This window comes from Streptomyces sp. NPDC028314, from assembly GCF_055565795.1.
The window spans coordinates 508,335-522,760 of sequence record NZ_JBVHTP010000003.1 but is presented as its reverse complement, the minus strand read 5'-3'; the positions used below and the strand labels follow the sequence as shown (position 1 = coordinate 522,760).

Below are 14,426 nucleotides of genomic sequence, written 5' to 3'. Positions count from 1 at the left end.
GGGTGGGGCGTGGGATGCGAGGCGTGAGACGTGAGATGTGCTCGTGCGGTGCGAACGGCACGTGCCGGTTCCCAGCTTCAGCCCCGCGCCCCGCGCGCGCATGCCGTGCGTCGACCGGACGGCCGAGCCGCCGGGCGGTTCACGCCGGGGGCGGTGTGACGCGCAACGACTGGCGGACCGCCCAGAACACCGACACCATCGGCACCGCCACCACCGCCCCGACCACCCCCGCCGCGATGGCCCCGGCGACCACCGAGAGGGCCACGACCACCGGGTGCAGCCGCACCGCCCAGCTCATCACCAGCGGGTGCAGCAGATGGCCCTCGATCTGCCCGATGACCACGATCAGCGCGACCACGATGGCGGCCACCAGCGGCCCCTTGGCCGCCAGCGCGATGACGGCGGCCACCGCGAGGGCCACCGGGGAGCCGATGAGCGGGATGAACGCGGCGAGGAACTCCAGGAGTGCCAGGGGCACCGCCAGCGGCACGCCCAGGGCGAACAGTGCGACGCCGACGAGGATGGCGTTGGTCCCGGCCACCAGCACGATGCCGTGGGTGTACCCGGTGAACGTCCGCCACGCCGCCTGCCCGGCGACCGCCATCCGGTCCTGCGCGCCCATCGGGAGCTGGGCGCAGAACCAGCGCCACTGCCGGTCGCCCGAGTGGATGAAGAAGACCGAGCAGAACAGTGCCAGGGCGAGGACGGTGAGGACCTCCACGAGCCGGCTGGCGCCGCTCAGAGCCGTACTGAGCAACGCGGACCGGTGGCTCGACAGGTACGAGCCGATCTTCGCCTGCGCATCGTCCAGCGCATGCGGACTGAGGCGCAGCGGAGGCTCCTCCAGCCAGCGCCGGATGCGGTCCAGTCCGTCCCGGAACTCCGCCAGCAGCTCGTCCCACTCGGCCGCCACCGTCTCCCCGACGAACGCCAGGGCGCCGAGCAGCAGGACGATGCTGCCGATCAGCGCACAGGCCACGGCGAGCGAGCGCGGGATCCAGCGGTCCAGCAGGTCGGCCACCGGACGGAGCATCGCCGCGATGACCAGGCCGAGGAACACGGCCACGCCGACCTCGTGGAAGCGCCCCAGGGCGACGAAGACCGCGTAGGCCACGGCTCCGACGGCCAGCAGCCTCCAGCAGTACCCGGCGACCGTGCGCAGCAGCGGGGACACCTGCCCCGCGTACGGCCTGGCCGGCGGCATCCTGACCGCGGGCCGGCGCGACCCGGGGCGGACCGGCGTACGCGGGCCGCCCGAGCGACGTGCCGACCGCGCTGCGGATCGCCTGGCCATGGCGGTGCCCCATTTCCCGGAAGTGTTCCCCAACGAGGTATCACGGCACGCCGCGGACCCCGCGGGCCCGAGGCCACATTCGCCCGAAGGAACCGGCGAATGACTCCGTTTCGCCCGCGCGCGTTTGCTCCCCGAGGGGGTCGGGCACACGCTCGGGCATGTCTGAGCGCGCAGGTCGGGAACACGAGGAGCGGGCGACCATCACGACGAAGGTCCCCGCGCGGCTGGACCGGCTGCCCTGGTCGCGGTGGCACTGGATGATCGTGATCGGGCTGGGGACCGTATGGATCCTCGACGGTCTGGAAGTCACGATCGTCGGGAACATCGCCAGCCGGCTCTCCGAGGACGGCAGCGGACTGAGCATCACGGACGCCCAGGTCACCGGTGTCGCGGCCGCCCTGTACGTGGCCGGAGCCTGTTCGGGGGCGCTGGTCTTCGGGCGCCTGACCGACCTGTTCGGGCGCAAGAAGCTCTTCCTGATCACCCTCGGCGTCTACCTGGCGGCGACCGCACTGACGGCGGTGTCCTTCTCGGCCTGGTGGTTCTTCCTGTTCCGCTTCCTCACCGGTTTCGGCATCGGCGGCGAGTACGCGGCCATCAACTCCGCCATCGACGAACTGATCCCCAGCAAGTACCGCGGGCGCGTCGACCTGATCATCAACGGCAGTTTCTGGCTGGGCGCGGTCGCCGGAGCGCTGCTGTCCGTCGTCGCGCTCGACACGGACGTCTTCCCGGCCTGGCTGGGCTGGCGGCTGACCTTCGCGCTGGGCGTCGTACTGGGCCTGGTGATCCTGCTCGTACGCCGCCACGTGCCCGAGAGCCCCCGGTGGATGTTCATCCACGGGAAGGCCGCAGAGGCGGAAGACCTCGTCACCGGAGTCGAGCGCCGGGTGGAACAGGAGAAGGGCGAGCGGCTGCCCGAGCCGGACGAGGCCATCACCGTCACCCAGCGCCACAGCACAGGCTTCGGGGAGATCGCGAGGACGATCTTCCGCTCGTACCCGCGGCGGGCCGCCCTCGGCCTGTCGCTCTTCGTCGGCCAGGCCTTCCTCTACAACGCGATCACCTTCGGCTTCGGCACCATCCTCGTGCAGTTCTTCGACGTGTCCAGCGGAGTCACGGGCTACTACTTCGCGGTGATCGCCTTCGGCAACTTCCTCGGACCGCTGCTGCTGGGGCGGCTCTTCGACACGGTCGGCCGCCGGCCGATGATCGCGGGCACCTACATCGTGTCCGGCCTGCTGCTCTTCGGCACGGCCTGGCTCTTCGGCGCCGGCCGGCTCACCGCCCTGACGATGACCGCCTGCTGGTGCGTGGTGCTCTTCTTCGCCTCCGCCGGGGCGAGTTCGGCGTACCTGACGGTCAGCGAGATCTTCCCGATGGAGACGCGGGCGATGGCCATCGCCTTCTTCTACGCCGTCGGCACCGCCGCCGGCGGCATCTCCGGTCCGCTGCTCTTCGCCGGCCTCACCTCCAGCGGTGTGGTCGCCGACGCCGTGATCGCGTTCTGCGTGGGCGCCGCGCTGATGGTGGCGGCGGGCCTGGTGGCGGTCTTCTTCGCGGTCGCCGCGGAGGGCAGGTCCCTGGAATCGATCGCCGCTCCGCTGTCCGCGCGGACGGACCCCGCGCGGACGGAGCCCGAGCGGACGGACCCCGCGCGGACGGACCCCGCGCGGACGGAGCCCGAGCGGACGGACCCCGCGCGGACGGACCCCGCGCGGACGGAGCCCGAGCGGGCGTAGCCCGAACGGCCCATCGGCGCCGGTGGAAACCCGTCCGCCGGGTGCCCGCGTCCACGACCCCTGCCCCGACCGGTTCGCCGGCCCGGCGCAGCGGCTGCGCCCGCTCCGCCGGAACGACCCGGCCGGCCCGGCCGGTGTCGCTCGGACGGCTGTGGACGAACCCGCCGGACACGACAGGCCCGCACCGTGCTCGTAGCGTCGTCGGCATCAGGGGGCCCAGTGCCCCGAGAGGCGAACTCTCCTGATGAGAGGGCATGCCGATGCCGGACGACAGCTGTGAGAGCAGCCTGCTGCGGGTGCACCGGGGCTCCGCCGAGCCCGAGGAACTGGCCGCGATAGCCGTGGTGGTCGCCTGCCTGGCCGGCCGCGTCGCCCACGGGGCGCGCGGGCCCGCCGAGACCGTGCACCGCCGCCGGCATCCGCGGCCCGGGGGACACGGATGCTGGGCGGGGTGCTGGGCCTGCCGGTGACCCCCGGAGGCCGTGTCAACCTCAGTCGCGCCTGAGTACGGCCTTCAAGGCCGCCTGCAGCGCCGCCCGCGGGTCGGCCGCCGCGTCCTCGGAGCGCCAGGCCACGAACCCGTCGGGGCGTACGAGCACCGCGCCCCCGGCGCCCACCTCGTGGGCCTGCGTCCAGTCGGTCCCACCCTCCGGGACCAGGTCGGCGTCCGGCCCGGAGCCGATGGTGTAGCCGTCCAGGCGCACCGACAGCTGTTCGGCGACCTTCGCCGCCGCCTGCTGCCAGGGCGTTCCCGGGCTGCTCAGCAGCACGAAGGACCGCTCGTAGAGGTCGAGCGTGGAGATCCGCTCGCCGGCCCTGGTCACCCACATGTGCGGTGCCCGGGTACCGACGTCACCCTTCAGGCGCAACTCCTCGGGGATGACCGGACGGTCGGGGTCGCCGCCCACCACCGCGCCCTGCGGGTAGCAGTACCCCATCGCCGTGGTGAGGACCCCGCTGCCGGGGCCACCGCCCATGGTCGGCGGCGGCGTGTACCCCGGGTGGCTGTGTTCCGCCGAACGGGCCGAAGCCCGCAGGCTCGTGGCCCGCGCCACGGGCAGCCGCTCGGCCTCGTAGGTGTCGAGCAGCTCCATGCCGGCCGAGCCGTTCAGCACCGCCGCGACCTTCCAGGCGAGGTTGTGCGCGTCCTGGATGCCCGTGTTGGAACCGAACGCCCCGGTCGGGGACATCTCGTGGGCCGCGTCACCGACCAGGAAGGCGCGGCCGGACGAATACCACTCCGCCACTCGTTCGGCGGCGTGCCAGGGCGCCCGGCCCCCGATCTCCACGTCCAGGTCGGGCACGCCGATCGCCGCCCGGATCTGCGCCGTGCAGCGCTCGTCCGTGAAGTCCTCCAGCGTTTCGCCGGTCTCGGGGTGCCACGGGGCGTGGAAGACCCACTGGGTGTCGTTGTCGACCGGCAGCAGCGCCCCGTCCGCGCCCGGGCGCATCAGGTAGCAGACGATGAACCGGGTCTCGCCGAGCACCTCGATGAGCCGCTCCGAGCGGAACGTGATGCTCACGTTGTGGAACAGCTCGCCGCTGCCCGTCTGGGGGATGCGCAGCGCCTCCCGGACGGGGCTGCGCGGGCCGTCCGCGGCGATCAGGAAGTCGGCGCGCACGGTGATGTGCTCACCGGTCTGCCGGTTCTTCACCACGGCGGTGACGCCTTCGTCGTCCTGGTCGAAGCTCATGAGCTCGGTGGAGAACCGCACGTCGGCGCCTTGCGCACGGCTCTGGGTGGCGAGCTCCGGCTCGATGTTGTTCTGGCTGCACAGGCACCAGCCGGTGGGACTGAAGCGGGCCAGTGCCCCGGACGGGTCAACGCCCCTGACCAGCCAGTTGAACTTCCCGTCGACCAGGGACTGCGCCTGCAGGATGCCGTGGTGCTCCTCCAGTGCGGCTGCCGCCCGGCGGATGGCCGGCTCGGCCCCCGCCGTACGGAACAGCTCCATCGTGCGCGCGTTGATACCACGGCCGCGCGGGTGGTCGGACGTACCGGCGTGCTTCTCGACCACCATGTGCCTGATGCCGTGGCGGCTCAGGAACAGCGAGGTGGACAGGCCCACGAGTGAGCCGCCCACGACGAGGACCGGTACACGAACATCGGCGGTGTCTTCCATCAACTGATAGCTCCTGTTTCTGTGCGGGGCGGTGGACTTTCCTATTCCCCGATCAGCCAGTGGACCGGGGTGATTCGCCACTTCTCACCCGGACGATCCCGAGATATGGCGTTCTGCGCCCTGCTGGATGACGATGAGCGACAGCGGATCCGCGCATATGCCCCGTCCTGTCCGCCCGATCGAGGCGGCTTCAGGCGCTGGAGGTTCCAGCGGAAGACGGGCGCGGGATTCCAACGCGTTCACGGGTGGGGCCCCCGCCCTCACGAAGGAGTGAGCAGATGACGACCACCCTGTCCGAAAGGGTGTCCCAGTCGGCCTTCGACGGATCGATGCTCCGCGTCGTCCTGCTGATGGACCTGCACGAGGGAGTCCAACAGCAGTTCTTCGACGCCTACGAGCAGCTCCGCCACGACATCGCCTCGGTTCCCGGGCACCTCGGCGACCAGCTGTGCCAGTCGTTCGAGAACCCCTCCCAATGGCTCATCACCAGCGAGTGGGAGAGCGCGCCCCAGTACCTCGCCTGGGTCAACAGCGAGCACCACGCCGAGCAGGTCCGGCCGCTGGGCGCCTGCGCCCGCAGCATGCGCCCGCTCAAGTTCACGGTGCTGCGGGAGACGGGCAAGCGCTACGACCAGCCGGCGCTGAGCCCCACGCCCCGGCTCCAGCCCACCCCCCGCCTCGGCGCCGGCATCGTGCGCCACGCTCTGACCTTCACCGTCAAGCCGGGCAGCGAGAAGGCCGTCGCCGAGCTCCTCTCCTCGTACGCCTCCCCGACGGCCGAGGTGGACGCGCACACCCGCCTCTGCCGCACCTCCCTCTTCATGCACGGCAACCGGGTCGTACGCGCCGTGGAGGTCGAGGGAGACCTCACGACGGCGCTGCGCCACGTGTCCGAGCAGCCCGAGGTCCGCGCCGTCGAGCAGGCCATCAACCAGCACCTCGAACAGGACCGCGACCTGGCCGACCCCGAGTCCGCCCGGATGTTCTTCATGAAGGCGGGCCTCCCGGCCGTCCACCACATCGCCGACCACGGCGCGGAGAGCGACGATGTCACCCGGCACGCGCTGTTCTACCCGGCGCGCGAGGGCAAGGGCTCGGAACTCGCCGAGTTCCTGTCGCAGCAGGACGAGAAGGCCGCCCAGCGCCCGGACAGCCCCCTGCGCAGCAGCACCGTCTTCCAGCGCGACGACATCGTCGTCCGCCTCCTCGACCTGGCTCTCCCCGCGGGCGCCGACCCCGCGAAGGCCCTGCGCATCGAGGGCACCCGCGCCGCGCAGACCCTCGAACGGCTGCTCGCCGAGCCGGCCGGCACCGGCCCGGCCGGACCCCACCCCATGACCCCCGTCACCGACCGCCGGGCCCCCGCCCGGTCCTGAGGAACCCGACGGGTTCACGCGGCCCGCCCGGGCCACCGCCACCCATCCGCACGCGCCCGTACCGAGCCAACCCGTACGCCTGGAGGAAGTCAGTCATGAGCACACATCGCCCACGCATCGTCGACCTCAGCGAGACCCAGCCCAACCGCAGGCGCGGAGGCGACCTGAGAGCGGTGCTCACCCCGACCTCGGCCGGTTCGACCAGCGGGTTCATGGGTCTGGCCATCATGGCTCCGGGCGAGTCGATCGCCGAGCACTACCACCCGTACTCCGAGGAGTTCGTGTACGTGGTCGCCGGCAGTCTGGAAGTCGACCTCGACGGCGAGGCCCACCCGCTGCGCACGGACCAGGGGCTGCTGGTGCCGCTGAACGTGCGCCACCGGTTCCGCAACGTCGGCGACACCGAGGCCCGGATGGTCTTCCACCTCGGCCCGCTCGCCCCCCGGCCGGAGCTCGGCCACGTCGACACCGAAGAGGCTCCGCACCCGCACGAGTCCGCCTGGGACCAGCGGCCACCCGAGCACACAGGAGTGGTCGCATGACCCGCCGACGGGTGGCCGTGACCGGGGTCGGCGTCGTCGCCCCCGGCGGCATCGGCGCCCGCGCCTTCTGGGACCTGCTGTCCAACGGGCGTACGGCGACGCGCGGCATCACCCTCTTCGACCCGACCGGGTTCCGCTCCCGGATAGCCGCGGAGGTCGACTTCGACCCCGCGGAGCACGGATTCGACCCGGGCGAGGCGGACCGGCACGACCGGTACATCCAGTTCGCCCTGGTCGCCGCGCGCGAAGCGGTGGCCGACGCCGGCCTCGAGCTGGACTCCGACACGGCCTGGCGGACGGGAGTCTCCCTGGGCACCGCGGTCGGCGGAACCACTCGGCTGGAGCACGACTACGTGGCCGTCAGCGAGAAGGGCGCCTGGTGGGACGTGGACCACCGGCTCGCCTCGCCCCACCTGCACCGGGCGTTCACCCCCGCGACCCTCGCCTCCGCCGTCGCGGAGCAGACGGGCGCCCGCGGGCCCGTACAGACCGTCTCGACGGGCTGCACCTCCGGGCTCGACGCCATCGGGTACGCCGTCCACGCCATCCAGGAGGGCCGGATGGACGTGTGCATCGCCGGGGCCTCGGACTCACCCGTCTCCCCGATCACCGTGGCCTGCTTCGACGCCATCAAGGCCACCTCGCCGAACAACGACGACCCCGCCCACGCGTCCAGGCCCTTCGACGCGGACCGCGACGGATTCGTCCTCGGCGAGGGCGGCGCCGTCCTCGTACTGGAGGACCTGGAGCACGCCCGGGCCCGCGGCGCGACCGTCTACTGCGAGATCGGCGGGTACGCCACCTTCGGCAACGCCCACCACATGACGGGACTGACCACGGAGGGGCTGGAGATGGCCCGGTCCATAGAAACCGCCCTCGGGCAGGCCCGGGTCAACGCCGCGGAGATCGACTACGTCAACGCGCACGGCTCCGGGACCAAGCAGAACGACCGGCACGAGACCGCGGCGGTCAAGCGGGTCCTGGGCGACCACGCCTACCGGACCCCGATGACCTCCATCAAGTCGATGGTCGGTCACTCCCTCGGCGCCATCGGGGCCATCGAGCTCGCCGCCTGCGTGCTCGCGATGACCCACCACGTGGTGCCGCCGACCGCGAACTACGAGACGCCCGACCCCGAGTGCGACCTGGACTACGTGCCGAAGACGGCCCGCAGCCACACCCTGCGCAGCGTGCTCTCCGTCGGCAGCGGCTTCGGCGGATTCCAGTCCGCCGTCGTCATGACCCAGCCGAAGGAGGTGGGCGCGTGAACAGTCGCTCGGAAGGGGCATCGGTCATCACCGGCATCGGGGTGGTGGCACCCAACGGGATCGGCGCCGACGCCTTCTGGAAGGCGACCCAGTCGGGCGACAGCGTCCTGGCCCGGGTGACGCGCGAGGGGTGCGAGCACCTCCCGCTGCGGATCGCGGGAGAGGTACGGGGCTTCGACCCCGGCACGCTCGTCGAGGACCGCTTCCTCGTGCAGACCGACCGCTTCAGCCACTACGCCCTGGGCGCGGCCGACCTCGCGCTGCAGGACGCCCGCCTGGCGCAGGCCGACTACGCGGACGACCCGTTCTCGGTCGGGGTGGTCACCGCGGCCGGATCGGGCGGCGGCGAGTTCGGGCAGCGCGAGCTGCAACGGCTGTGGGGGCAGGGCCCCCGCTACGTCGGTCCGTACCAGTCGATCGCGTGGTTCTACGCCGCCAGCACCGGCCAGATCTCCATCCGGCGCGGGCTCAAGGGCCCCTGCGGAGTGGTCTGCGGGGACGAGGCGGGCGGACTCGACGCCTTCGCCCACGCGGCCCGGGCGATCCGCCAGGGCAGCCGCGCCATGCTGGTCGGCGCGACGGAAGCCCCGCTCGCGCCCTACTCCGTCGTCTGCCAGCTGGGCTACGAGGGCCTGAGCACCGACGACGACCCCGAACGGGCCTACCGGCCCTTCACCGAGAAGGCCTCGGGCTTCGTACCGGCCGAGGGCGGCGCGATGTTCGTCGTCGAGGACGGCGCCGCAGCCCTGCGGCGCGGCGCGACCGTACGGGCCGTGGTGGCCGGGCACTGCGCGACCTTCACCGGCCCGCAGCGCTGGGAGGAGTCGGGCGAGGGCCTGTCCCGTGCCATCCGCGGCGCGCTCCGCGAGGCCGGCTGCGGCCCCGAGGAGATCGACGTCGTCTTCGCCGACGCGTTCGGAACCCCCCGCGCCGACGCCGCCGAGGCGTGGGCGATCGCGGACGCCCTCGGCGGCCGCGGGCGCAGGGTGCCGGTCACGGCGCCCAAGACCGGGATCGGACGGGCCTATTGCGCCGCCGGCACCCTCGACGTGGCCGCCGCCGTCATGGCACTGGAACACGGCGTCGTACCGCCGACGCCGAACGTCTTCGAGGTCTGCCACGACCTCGATGTGGTCACCGGTGGGGCACGGTCCGCGGACGTGCGGACCGCGCTCGTGCTGAGCCGGGGCCAGATGGGCTCGAACTCGGCCCTCGTCCTCCGCAGAGGACCGGAATCCGCCGTCTAGGGCGGGCCGCGCCGGGGACCCCCCGGCTCACGCGCCCTCGTAGGAAGAGAGAAGAGACCATGTCCGACCGCCTCACCATGGAAGAGCTGGCGTCCCTGATGAAGAACGCCGGCATCACCGTCGACCCCGCCGAGCTGACGAGCCGCCCGGAATCGCGGTTCGACGAGTACGGACTCGACTCGCTCGGTCTGCTCGGCATCGTCGGCGAACTGGAGAACCGGCGCGGCCGGGCCCTGCCCACCGACGCCGACCGCTGCGCGAGCCCGCGCGAGTTCCTCGACCTCGTCAACAACAGCCTCATGACAGGAGCCTGAAATGCCCGGCCACACCGACAACGAGATCACCGTCAACGCGCCCGTCGACGTGGTGTGGGAGGTGACCAACGACATCCAGAACTGGCCCCAGCTCTTCAGCGAGTACGCGTCGATCGAGATCCTCGACCGCGTCGGCGACACCACCAAGTTCCGGCTGGCCATGCACCCCGACGAGAACGGCGTGGTGTGGAGCTGGGTGTCGGAACGCACCGTCGACCGCGAAGGCCTCAAGGTCAAGGCGCGCCGGGTGGAGACCGGCCCGTTCGACCACATGAACATCCACTGGGAGTACCACCCGGTGCCCGGCGGAGGCACCCGGATGCGCTGGGTCCAGGACTTCGCGATGAAGCCCGACGCGCCCGTCGACGACGTCTGGATGACGGACAACATCAACCGCAACTCCCGCGTCCAGATGGCACTCATCCGGGACAAGATCGAACAGCGCGAGCGGGAGAGCCGCGAGCCCGTGACCAGTCAGCGCTGACGGACGAAAGGCAACAGCCAGATGCACCAGGCCCTCATCGTGGCCCGCATGGCCCCCGGTTCCGCCCCCGACGTCGCCAGGCTCTTCGCCGCCTCGGACGCGGGCGAACTGCCCCACCTCGTCGGGGTCAGGAGCCGCAGCCTCTTCCAGTTCGGGGAGGTGTACCTCCACCTGATCGAGTCGGACGAGCCCCCGGGCCCGGCCATCGCCCAGGTGACCGACCACCCGGAGTTCCGCGACCTCAGCGACCGGCTCTCCGCCTTCATCAGTCCGCACGACCCGCAGACCTGGCGGAGTCCGAAGGACGCCATGGCCCAGCAGTTCTACCGCTGGGAGCGTTCGGGCGGCCGGTAGCGCCGCCCGGGCTCCACGCCACCCGATACAGCCACACCGCGACGGCTCTGCCCCGTGACCAGGGGGCAGAGCCGTCGGCGTGGGGACCCACGCCGACGGAGCGCCCGGCCGGGAATTGGAACCAACCGGGCCATTCCCGCGTTTTCCCGGGGGACATTTCCTTTGTGGCGGGAGAGATGATCTTGTACACCACCCCATCGCGCAGGTCCCGGCGAACCGTCCTCGCACTGGGCGCGGCGGCCCTGGCCGCTGCCGTGCCCCTGAGCGGGACCGCACACGCCTCGACGCCGAACGGCGCCGGGACGACGGACCGGTTGAGGGAGCTGGAACGGCAGCACTCCGCCCGCCTGGGCGTGTTCGCGTACGACACGGGCACGGGGCGCACGATCGGATACCGGGCGGACGAGCGCTTCCCGATGTGTTCCGTCTTCAAGACGCTCGCCGCCGCGGCCGTCCTGCGCGATCTCGACCGGGACGGCGAGTTCCTGGCCGAGCGCATCCGGTACACCGCCAAGGACGTCGAGGCCGCCGGCCACACGCCGATCACCGCCAAGCCCGAGAACCTCGCCAACGGCATGACGGTCGGGGAACTGTGCGCCGCCGCGATCTCCTACAGCGACAACGCGGCCGCGAACCTCCTGCTGCGCGAGCTGGGCGGGCCGACCGCGATCACCCGGTTCTGCCGCTCGATCGGGGACGGTACGACCCGCCTCGACCGCTGGGAGCCGGAACTGAACTCGGCCGAACCGACGCGCCTCACCGACACCACCAGCCCCCGCGCCATCGCCCGGACGTACGGGCGCCTGGCCCTCGGCGGCGCCCTCACCCCCCGGGACAGCGAGCGGCTGACCGGCTGGCTGCTGGCCAACACCACCAGCGGCGAGAGGTTCCGGGCCGGCCTGCCCGCCGACTGGGTCCTCGCGGACAAGACGGGCGGCGGCCTGTACGGCACCAACAACGACGCGGGCATCGCCTGGCCGCCGGGCCGCCCGCCGGTGGTCCTGACCGTCCTGACGACCCGGCCCGAGCCCGACGCCCCGGCCGACAACAAGCTGGTCGAGAAGACCGCCGCCCTGGTGGCCGCGGCCCTCGGCTGAGACCGGCCCCAACTCCCGCCGCCCGGCCCTCTTTCGGCGCGATGGGCTGCTGAAACGATTGGCCCGGGGCGGGAATGGCCTACCGTTTTCCTGGTGTGCGTACGGACGGCCTCGGAGATCCTCCCCAGGCGGTCCGGCGCAGGGGCCGAAGACGACCGGCAGACGCTGTGGGGATGACCATGAGGAAGCGCACGGTGGCGCTGGCCGCGTCCGCCATCGCCCTGGGAGCGGTGGGCGTGGGCGCCGCCTCCGAGATGACGGGCCCGCCGAACACCTCCGCCCGCGCGACGGCCGATGGCGTCCGTCCGCCCTCGGACGGGGTACGGATGCCGGTCGTGGTCCGGCCGGCGGCCGAGGCGGACCCGGCGGAGGCGGCAGTGGCCGAGCGGTGGACCCGAGCCGTCGCGGACTCCCTCCAGCGCTGACCGCCCGAGGCGACGGCGCGCGGCTCGGGGCCGCGGTCGAAGGAATCAGGCCGGGTGCGCGGGCCTGGCCGCCACATGCCGGTCGGCCGCGTCGAAGCGGGCCAGCGACAGCGCGCCCGGGCGCAGTGCCTGCTCCAGCGCGCGACGGGTGGCCCCGTCCAGCCCGCCCAGCGCCGCCTCGCACTCGTCGGCCGCGTCCCGGGCGATCTCGCCGGCCACCTCGGCCTCCGGGGTACGGGGCCCCAGCTTGCCCACCGCCGCCGCGGCCCGAGCGGGGGTGAGCAGCCCGGCGGCATGGCCGAGCAGCCAGCCGGGCACTCCGGCCGCGCCCCCGTCCGGTACCCGGAACGGGCGCGAACCGGCGAACCGCTCGTCCTCCGCGAACGCGGGCTGCTTGAGCTTGGCCATCGGCGGGACGGCCGCCCAGGAGTCACCGGCCGGTTTGACCACCAGGCCCTCGGCCAGGTTGTCCTCCAGCGCGGGCAGCCCGAGCAGCGCGGGCAGCCGGGTGGGGAAGACCACGGGCAGCTGCCCGACGCGGGCCAGGCTGCCCCGGGCCAGCAGCGGCGCGCAGTGCAGCCCCGCCGCGCCCGCAGCGGCCCGTAGCGCCCGGTCGGACACCCAGCACAGGCCGTCGTCCGTGGCGACGGTCGCGTCGAACGGCAGCCACAGCAGCTCCGGCGCGTACCAGACACCGGTCTGCACGGGTTCGGCCCCCGGAGCCGGAGGTACGTCCGGGTGCGGGTAACGGCCGCCCGCGAGTTCGCCGTAGACGGTCACGACGGCCGAGGCCCCGGCCCCGCAGTGCTCGCGCAGCAGGGCGGCGCAGCGGCCCGCGGCCACGGCCAGGGCCGGCCAGACCCGGCCGACGCCGAAGAACTCGTCCAGGCCGCCGTCCCCGAGGAGTTCGCGGCGCTTGGCGGGGTGCGTCCCCGTCCCGTCGCAGACCACGGCGAAGTTGGCACCGTGGACCTTCTCCTGGGCGACCCAGTCCCGCCCGCCGGCTTCGCCCAGCCTGCGGCCGGCGGGGATCTTCGGGTACGGGGACCAGGGGAGGGGTTCGGCGTGCACCGGCCGATGGTAGCCGCGGGGACGGGCGCGCCACCCGGGATTTCCGTACGGTGCCGGGCCGGGCCGGGCGGGGCGGGGCCGGGCCGGGCCGCCTCGGGCTCCGCGCTTACGCGGTCGGCACGGACTCCGCGCTCAGCCCGGCGCTGCGCAGCGCGCGCAGCATCGCGGGCAGGTCCCGCTCGTGGTCCCCGGCATCCTCACCGGCCTCCGCGACCAGGGCCTCCAGGGCCCCGGGCTCCAGCCGGTAGCCCTCCGCCGCGTCCAGCAGCTCCGCCGCGGCCCGGCCGTGGCCGGCCAGGAGTCCGAGCACCTCATCGCGTTCCGCGAAGCGGCTCATCCCGCAGTCGAGCCCGTCGTCGTCCAGGTCCTCGGGGTACGGCGCGCGGGCCCAGGAGCCGTTCTCGTACCAGTAGACGCAGCCCAGCTCCCAGCCCTCGAGCAGCTCGCGGAGCGTCTCGTACGGCAGCCAGTCCGGGCCCTGCGCCAGCATGTCGACGCCGGGCTCGTGCCACTTGACCTGGCTCGACTCGTCCTCGCCGTAGAGCACGTAGTGGCCCCGGCCCAGCCGGGACAGGGCCCACCAGGTGCAGCCGCAGTCGTCGAGGCGGAGCGTGTCCTCCTCGATCCAGTGCCCGGTGCGGTGGACGCCCCGGCTCTCGGCCGCCGTGGTCGCCTCCAGCGTGGCGACCAGGGCCCACCGCGCCCACAGCAGCTCCGGCGCCGGCAGGTCTCCCGGCAGCCCCGGTCGGTGAATCGTCATACCTGTTCCGCTCCTCCTGCTGGTGGTCCTGCCGATGACGGACCCTCACCGCCACGATGCCACGGGCCGGTCGGCCCCTCAGTTCCGGGCCCTCGTGTCGGCGGTCAGGACGACAGTGGGCGCCTCCGGACGCTGGAGGGGCAGGGCCTCGCCGGCCGGTAGCGACTGCCCGGCTTTCCCGTACGCACCCGTTACGGACTCACCACCGCCGGTGCGGGGTTGTGGCCGCTGCTGGTCGAGCTGTACCGGACCGGGGTGGAACTCGCGCAGGCCGGGGCGGGCACCGCGTCCGACCCGGACACTCCCCAGGGCGCTCGGGCTCGCCCCGC

Annotated in this window: 15 protein-coding genes; 11 read left to right on the top strand and 4 right to left on the bottom strand. The window is 72.9% G+C overall.

The window, feature by feature from the left end; all coding sequences use genetic code 11:
* Positions 1 to 139 precede the first annotated feature (139 nt).
* Entirely contained in the window at positions 140 to 1,204 is a 1,065-nt protein-coding gene (locus ACZ4TG_RS10220) for an AI-2E family transporter (RefSeq protein WP_468161187.1), read from the bottom strand.
* 248 nt (positions 1,205 to 1,452) lie between these two features.
* On the opposite strand from ACZ4TG_RS10220, the gene ACZ4TG_RS10215 reads away from it, so the two are divergent.
* Entirely contained in the window at positions 1,453 to 3,036 is a 1,584-nt protein-coding gene (locus ACZ4TG_RS10215) for an MFS transporter (RefSeq protein ID WP_468161186.1), read from the top strand.
* A 254-nt stretch (positions 3,037 to 3,290) separates the two neighbouring features.
* The gene (locus tag ACZ4TG_RS10210; RefSeq protein WP_468161185.1) at positions 3,291 to 3,506 is read left to right on the top strand and encodes an acyl-CoA carboxylase subunit epsilon; all 216 of its coding nucleotides are present in this window, start codon (positions 3,291 to 3,293) and stop codon (positions 3,504 to 3,506) included.
* A 21-nt stretch (positions 3,507 to 3,527) separates the two neighbouring features.
* Here ACZ4TG_RS10210 and ACZ4TG_RS10205 read toward each other — a convergent pair whose 3' ends face one another.
* On the bottom strand, positions 3,528 to 5,159 hold the full coding sequence (locus ACZ4TG_RS10205; protein ID WP_468161184.1) for an FAD-dependent oxidoreductase: 1,632 nt from the start codon (positions 5,157 to 5,159) through the stop codon (positions 3,528 to 3,530).
* A 278-nt stretch (positions 5,160 to 5,437) separates the two neighbouring features.
* Between ACZ4TG_RS10205 and ACZ4TG_RS10200 the strand changes: the two genes are divergently transcribed.
* The 9 genes from ACZ4TG_RS10200 (at position 5,438) to ACZ4TG_RS10160 (ending at position 12,266) form a co-directional block, all read left to right on the top strand.
* Positions 5,438 to 6,535 (top strand): SchA/CurD-like domain-containing protein, encoded by a 1,098-nt coding sequence (locus ACZ4TG_RS10200; protein ID WP_468161183.1) that lies wholly within the window; start codon positions 5,438 to 5,440, stop codon positions 6,533 to 6,535.
* Positions 6,536 to 6,630: 95 nt separating this feature from the next.
* The gene (locus tag ACZ4TG_RS10195) at positions 6,631 to 7,077 is read left to right on the top strand and encodes a cupin domain-containing protein (RefSeq protein WP_468161182.1); all 447 of its coding nucleotides are present in this window, start codon (positions 6,631 to 6,633) and stop codon (positions 7,075 to 7,077) included.
* Positions 7,074 to 8,345 (top strand): beta-ketoacyl-[acyl-carrier-protein] synthase family protein, encoded by a 1,272-nt coding sequence (locus tag ACZ4TG_RS10190; RefSeq protein ID WP_468161181.1) that lies wholly within the window; start codon positions 7,074 to 7,076, stop codon positions 8,343 to 8,345. The genes ACZ4TG_RS10195 and ACZ4TG_RS10190 overlap by 4 nt, the downstream gene beginning before the upstream one ends.
* Positions 8,342 to 9,592, top strand: a complete 1,251-nt coding sequence (locus ACZ4TG_RS10185) for a ketosynthase chain-length factor (RefSeq protein ID WP_468161180.1) — start codon at positions 8,342 to 8,344, stop codon at positions 9,590 to 9,592. Before ACZ4TG_RS10190 ends, ACZ4TG_RS10185 begins: the two co-directional genes overlap by 4 nt.
* 59 nt (positions 9,593 to 9,651) lie before the next feature.
* The gene (locus ACZ4TG_RS10180; protein WP_361771790.1) at positions 9,652 to 9,906 is read left to right on the top strand and encodes an acyl carrier protein; all 255 of its coding nucleotides are present in this window, start codon (positions 9,652 to 9,654) and stop codon (positions 9,904 to 9,906) included.
* 1 nt (position 9,907) lies between these two features.
* Positions 9,908 to 10,390, top strand: a complete 483-nt coding sequence (locus tag ACZ4TG_RS10175; protein ID WP_468161179.1) for an SRPBCC family protein — start codon at positions 9,908 to 9,910, stop codon at positions 10,388 to 10,390.
* Between the two features lie 21 nt (positions 10,391 to 10,411).
* Positions 10,412 to 10,744, top strand: coding sequence for a TcmI family type II polyketide cyclase (locus ACZ4TG_RS10170; protein WP_468161178.1), 333 nt, complete (start codon positions 10,412 to 10,414; stop codon positions 10,742 to 10,744).
* A 182-nt stretch (positions 10,745 to 10,926) separates the two neighbouring features.
* On the top strand, positions 10,927 to 11,841 hold the full coding sequence (gene bla / locus ACZ4TG_RS10165; RefSeq protein WP_468161177.1) for a class A beta-lactamase: 915 nt from the start codon (positions 10,927 to 10,929) through the stop codon (positions 11,839 to 11,841).
* A 173-nt stretch (positions 11,842 to 12,014) separates the two neighbouring features.
* A complete protein-coding gene (locus tag ACZ4TG_RS10160; protein WP_468161176.1) occupies positions 12,015 to 12,266 on the top strand; it encodes a hypothetical protein in 252 nt (83 codons plus the stop codon).
* 45 nt (positions 12,267 to 12,311) lie between these two features.
* Here the strand turns inward: ACZ4TG_RS10160 and ACZ4TG_RS10155 are convergent, their stop codons facing one another.
* Both ACZ4TG_RS10155 and ACZ4TG_RS10150 read right to left on the bottom strand, forming a co-directional pair.
* Positions 12,312 to 13,337, bottom strand: coding sequence for an RNA ligase family protein (locus ACZ4TG_RS10155; protein WP_468161175.1), 1,026 nt, complete (start codon positions 13,335 to 13,337; stop codon positions 12,312 to 12,314).
* Positions 13,338 to 13,443: 106 nt separating this feature from the next.
* Complete coding sequence (locus ACZ4TG_RS10150) at positions 13,444 to 14,097, bottom strand: hypothetical protein (RefSeq protein ID WP_468161173.1); 654 nt, start codon at positions 14,095 to 14,097, stop codon at positions 13,444 to 13,446.
* Positions 14,098 to 14,426: the final 329 nt, after the last annotated feature.